Below are 5,354 nucleotides of genomic sequence, written 5' to 3'. Positions count from 1 at the left end.
AGCAGACATTGGTCCAGTTTCATCTAAAGGGTGCTTCGTCCCGCATTGCTGCCTTAGATGACGTGGATTATGGAAAAGGCTCCCGAAAACATCTTCGGGAGCCTTTTCGGAAGAAACAACAGTCCATGCGGCAATAGGGCCGCAAGCAGGCAGTTGGCGACATTCACTATAACGTCGCCATGATAGGGCCTGACCTTTAGTCTTTTTTGGTTTTCTTGGCAGCGGCTTTTTTGGCTGGCGCCTTCTTTTTTGCCGCTGGTTTTTTCTTGGCAGCAGCTTTCTTTTTGGCGGGCTTTTTACCAGCTTTTTCGACGATCCACTCCATGGCCTGTTCCATGGTCACGTCTTTGACCTCGACCTCTTTCGGGATCGTGGCGTTGACTTTTTCCCATTTCACATAAGGGCCATAGCGGCCGTCCATGATGTTGACGGGACCGCCGGCATCCGGGTGTTCGCCCAGTTCGCGCAAAGCTTTGGCGGCGGCGCGGCGGCCACGGCCCGGATTGTTGCGCTTCTCGGTGATCATCTCCATGGCGCGGTTCATGCCGATCTCAAACACGTCGAGCGTTTCTTTGAGGTTGGCGTAGACCGGTTTTTCCTCATCGGGCAGCTGGTGCATGATGTAGGGGCCAAACCGTCCCAGGTTGGAGGCAATGGCGCCGCCTTCGGGGTGCATGCCAATTTCGCGCGGCAGAGTTAGCAGGGTCACAGCCTGCTCCAAAGTCAGCTCTTCAGGGCCCCAACCGGGCAGGAACTCTTTGCCCTGTTTTGGCAGGGAGGAGCGTGGTGGCTTTTTGTTTTCTAGTGTGGCTTCGCCGCGCTGCACATAGGGGCCAAAGCGACCGGATTTGAGGTGGATTTCGTCGCCTGCGTCCTCGCCGAGCACTTTTTCGTAGCCTTCGGCACCTTCGCCGGAAATCGGGCGGGTGTAGTTGCATTCCGGGTAATTGCCGCAGCCAACAAATCCGCCGGTGCGAGAGGTTTTTAAGTGCAACTGGCCAGCGCCACACTTTGGGCAGACACGGGGGTCGGTGCCGTCTTCACGGGCCGGGTACAGCTGGGGCGCAAGCGAGGCATCCAAGATGTCGAGCACTTCAGAAATGCGCAGGTCGCTGGTTTCGGCGATGGCCGCGTGGAAGTCTTTCCAGAAACGCGACAGCACGTTTTTATAGTTGCGATCACCGGCGGAGACGTCATCCAACTCTTCTTCGAGGTTGGCGGTGAATTCATAGCCGACATATTTGCGGAAGAAATTCACCAAGAAGATGGTCACGATCCGGCCTTTGTCCTCTGGGAACAGGCGGTTTTTCTCTTTGCGTACGTAGTCGCGGTCTTGGATGGTGGTGATCACCGAGGCGTAAGTGGAGGGGCGGCCGATGCCCAGCTCTTCCATGCGTTTGACCAAGGTTGCCTCGGTGTAGCGGGGCGGCGGCTGGGTGAAGTGCTGTTCGGGGGAGACAGCGTTTTTGGCCATGGCTTCGCCCTGCATGATCTGCGGCAGGCGCTTGCCATCCTCATCATCCACAACCTGATCGTCGCGGCCTTCTTCGTAAACGCGCATAAAGCCGTCAAACATCACCACCTGACCGGTGGCGCGCAGCTCGATTTGCTGATCAGCGGAGGCGATATCAACCGTGGTGCGCTCCATGCGGGCGCCTTCCATCTGGCAGGCCAGGGTGCGTTTCCAGATCAGATCATAAAGCTTGCGCTGATCGTCCTCAGACACCTTCAAATCGGCGGGTTTGCGCATCATATCCGTGGGGCGGATACATTCGTGCGCTTCCTGCGCGTTTTTGGCTTTGTTCTTATAAATCCGCGGCTTGGCCGGAACGTAGTCCTTGCCGTAGAGGGTCTCGATGGCGTCCCGGGCGCTTTCTACAGCTTCAGGCGCCATGTCGATACCGTCGGTCCGCATATAGGTGATGTAACCGGCCTCATAGAGGCGTTGAGCGGTGCTCATGCAGTGCTTGGCGCCCATGCCAAACTTGCGGCTGGCTTCCTGCTGCAAGGTCGAAGTCATGAAGGGGGCAGACGGGTTGCGGGAGGCGGGCTTGGCCTCGACACGGGCCACGGACAAGTCGCGGCTTTGGATGGCTTGAACAGCCAATTCCGCGGCGGTGGAGTTTTCCAGCGAGAATTTGTCGAGCTTCTCGCCGCCCAGCACTGTGAGGCGGGCTTCAAACTGTTGATTGCGTGGGGTGGAGAGCTGCGCTTTTACCGACCAGTATTCACGGGCGTTGAACGCCTCAATCTCGGTTTCACGCTCCACAATCAGGCGCAGACAGACGGATTGCACGCGGCCCGCAGAGCGCGCGCCGGGCAGTTTGCGCCACAGCACCGGGGAGAGATTGAAGCCCACAAGGTAGTCAAGCGCACGACGGGCCAGATAGGCGTCGACCAGCGGTTGGTCCACTTGGCGTGGATTTTTCATCGCCTCGGTGATGGCGGATTTGGTGATTGCGTTGAACACCACACGCGACACGTTGGTGTCTTTTTTGATGGCGCGGCGTTTGCGCAGGGCTTCTTCGAGGTGCCAGCTGATCGCTTCGCCTTCGCGATCCGGGTCGGTTGCGAGGATCAGTTCGTTGTCGTCTTTGAGCGCGTCTGCGATGGCTTTGACGTGCGGGCGGGAGGAATTGCCAATCTCCCATGTCATTTCAAAATCGTCGTCAGGATCAACCGAGCCGTTCTTGGCGGGCAGGTCCCGGATGTGGCCGTAAGAGGCCAATACCGTGTAGTCCGAGCCAAGGTATTTGTTAATTGTTTTGGCTTTGGCTGGGGATTCTACGACAACTACTGGCATTCATTTTCCTCTCGACTCGGCGCGAGCCTTATGGCGGCGAAAAATGTGGGGCGAAAGGGGGTATTGTCAATGCATAGCGGAAATTCGCGTGACAAAGAGCGCGGTGCAAAGGGAGAAAGACGAGAATGAAGCGTTTGATTTTGGCAGGGGTTTTGGCGGTGGCTGCGGCGGGAACTGCGCTTGCGCAGAGCTGGCAAGAGCCTGCGCGGGGCACGCAGACACGCAAAGATCTGATGAGTGCGATCCGCCCAATTGCAGAGTGGCGGCTCGGCGCGCCAGTGCAGTTTGTGGTCAAAGACCTGCGCGTGGCGGGTGACGTGGGCTACGGTCGGCTTTACGCGCAGCGTCCCGGAGGGGCAAAGATTGACTTGAACGCAACGCCAATCTCGCAACGCATGGGCGGCGCCTTTTTTGAGGACTGGGAAGAGCCTTACATTGATGTGATGTACAAAAAATCCGGCAACATGTGGGTGGCGGTGGAATACACACTTTCGGCCAGTGAAGCCTGGTGGGCGTCGCCGGCGTATTGTGCGGCGTTTGGCCCTGTGTTGACGGAGTGGTGCCACTAAGTATCTCGCATTTTAGGTTTTAGAGAGCAGCCCGCCAGCAAGGCGGGTGATTTTGCCGTCCATTTCGAGGTCCAAGAGCACAGGCGTGACTTCGGACGAGGACATCACCATGTCTCGCACCAGTTGGTCCTCGCTGACGGGGGAGGGACCGAGGCGTTGCAGGATTTCGCTGTGTAAGGCTGCGGTGTCACGCAGGCTGCGGTGCGGGCGAGTTTGTGGCGGCTCTTTCGGCTGCTTTGCCACAGGCGGAGCGCGCAAAGGCAGTGTGTTGAGCACGTCCAGGACATCCTCAGCACCGCGTACCAAGCTGGCGCCGTCGCGGATCAGGAAATTGGCCCCGGAGGCGCGGGCGTCAAACGGGTGCCCGGGTACTGCGCAAACATCGCGACCTTGGTCGAGTGCCATGCGGGCTGTTAAGAGACTGCCGGATTTGGAGGCCGCTTCAACCACAACCACAGCCCGCACAAGGCCGGAGATGATCCGATTGCGGGCCGGGAAGTGACGGGCGCGGGGCTCCATGTCCGGGCGTTGTTCTGAGATACACAGGCCTTGAGCGGCGATCTGCTCCGCGAGGTCGAGGTTCTTAGACGGATAGGGCCGGGCGAGACCGCCGGCGTAAACAGCGATGGTGCCGGTTTGCAGCGCAGCGGCATGTGCGGTGGCGTCAATGCCACGGGCGAGGCCAGAGACAACGGTGAGCCCCGCGGCACCGAGATCAGTGGCGAGGCGTTTGGCCATGCGCAAGCCTAGAGAGGACGCATTGCGAGCGCCGATGATGGCCACTGTCGGCGAGTTGAGTAGTGCTGCGTCTCCCAAGCACCAAAGCAATGGCGGCGCGTCGGGGATTTCTTTGAGTAGGGCCGGGTAGTCGGTGTCTTCAAAGAAAAGAGGCCGTGCTCCAAGAGCACGGCCGTCATTCAGTTCGCGTTTTGCGTCGTCGATTGATGTTGGGGTGTACCGGGGCACGCCAGCAGTTCTTGCTATGTCGGGCAGGGCGTTTAGGGCCGCCTCCGCCGATCCATGCTCCCGCATCAATCTATGATATGTTGTTGGCCCGACACGTCGGGATCGCAAGAGGCGAAGCCGCGTCAATCGCGCTTCCTCCGTGGTGGGTGGGATTTGGGGGTGAGTGGAAGAAATTCGATCTTCGGTCATCCGCAACTCCGCCTGCTTGCAAGACAAGTATTAATCTTTCAGTGGTTAACAGCACGTAAACCAAACAGGAAAAAATTGAGAATTGACCAAATAATACGAATTCCCCTCACATTTTAGACAGCTTCGCCTTAAGTAGCCGCGCCGCCAACCGTCAATCCATCCATCAAAACAGTGGGTTGGCCGACACCAACCGGCACCCATTGGCCGGCTTTTCCGCAGTTTCCCATGCCCGGATCAAGCGCCATATCGTTACCCAGACCTTTAATTTGGGTCATGGCAGTGGCACCGTCGCCTATTAATGTGGCACCTTTTACCGGCGCACCGACCTTGCCGTCCTGCACGCGGTAGGCCTCGGTACACGAGAACACAAACTTGCCATTTGTGATGTCAACCTGCCCGCCGCCAAAGCCGACGGCGTAGATCCCGTCTTTCAGCGAGGCAACCAGATCGGCGGGGTTTGCGTCGCCTGCTTCCATATAAGTGTTGGTCATGCGCGGCATCGGCGCGTGGGCGTAGCTTTCACGGCGACCATTGCCGGTGGGGGCGACACCCATGAGGCGGGCATTTTGGCGATCTTGCATGTAACCGACCAGAATGCCGTCCTCAATAAGGGTATTCTTGCCAGACGGTGTGCCTTCGTCATCCACTGTGATGGAGCCCCGCCGATCTGCGATGGTACCATCGTCGATCACGGTCACGCCTTTGGAGGCGACCTGCTGACCAATCATACCGGCAAATTTGGAACTGCCTTTGCGGTTGAAGTCGCCTTCGAGGCCGTGGCCCACCGCTTCGTGCAGCAAGATGCCAGGCCAGCCGGGGCCAAGCAC

General features: G+C 58.5%; 4 protein-coding genes. 1 reads left to right on the top strand and 3 read right to left on the bottom strand.

Going from position 1 to position 5,354, the window contains the following annotated elements; genetic code table 11:
• Positions 1–196: 196 nt before the first annotated feature.
• Entirely contained in the window at positions 197–2,803 is a 2,607-nt protein-coding gene (gene topA, locus QZ517_RS19480) for a type I DNA topoisomerase (RefSeq protein WP_294230542.1), read from the bottom strand.
• 125 nt (positions 2,804–2,928) lie between these two features.
• Here topA and QZ517_RS19475 point away from each other — a divergent pair, with 125 nt between their 5' ends.
• Positions 2,929–3,372: a hypothetical protein gene (locus tag QZ517_RS19475; protein ID WP_294230537.1), complete on the top strand. Its 444-nt coding sequence runs from the start codon at positions 2,929–2,931 to the stop codon at positions 3,370–3,372.
• A gap of 12 nt (positions 3,373–3,384) precedes the next feature.
• Here QZ517_RS19475 and dprA read toward each other — a convergent pair whose 3' ends face one another.
• Both dprA and QZ517_RS19465 read right to left on the bottom strand, forming a co-directional pair.
• Positions 3,385–4,527, bottom strand: coding sequence for a DNA-processing protein DprA (gene dprA / locus QZ517_RS19470; protein ID WP_294230534.1), 1,143 nt, complete (start codon positions 4,525–4,527; stop codon positions 3,385–3,387).
• Positions 4,528–4,655: 128 nt separating this feature from the next.
• The coding region (locus QZ517_RS19465; RefSeq protein ID WP_294230531.1) for a metallopeptidase TldD-related protein at positions 4,656–5,354 on the bottom strand (699 nt) is incomplete at its 5' end.

It is taken from the genome of uncultured Shimia sp. (assembly GCF_913054185.1).
GTDB lineage: Bacteria > Pseudomonadota > Alphaproteobacteria > Rhodobacterales > Rhodobacteraceae > Shimia.
This window is presented reverse-complemented; position numbering and strand designations above follow the sequence as displayed.

Coding starts and splice junctions, on each gene's coding strand:
- QZ517_RS19475 (WP_294230537.1), top strand. CDS start 2,929: ATGAAGCGTTTGATTTTGGCAGGGGTTTTGGCGGTGGCTGCGGCGGGA.
- topA (WP_294230542.1), bottom strand. CDS start 2,803: ATGCCAGTAGTTGTCGTAGAATCCCCAGCCAAAGCCAAAACAATTAAC.
- dprA (WP_294230534.1), bottom strand. CDS start 4,527: ATGACCGAAGATCGAATTTCTTCCACTCACCCCCAAATCCCACCCACC.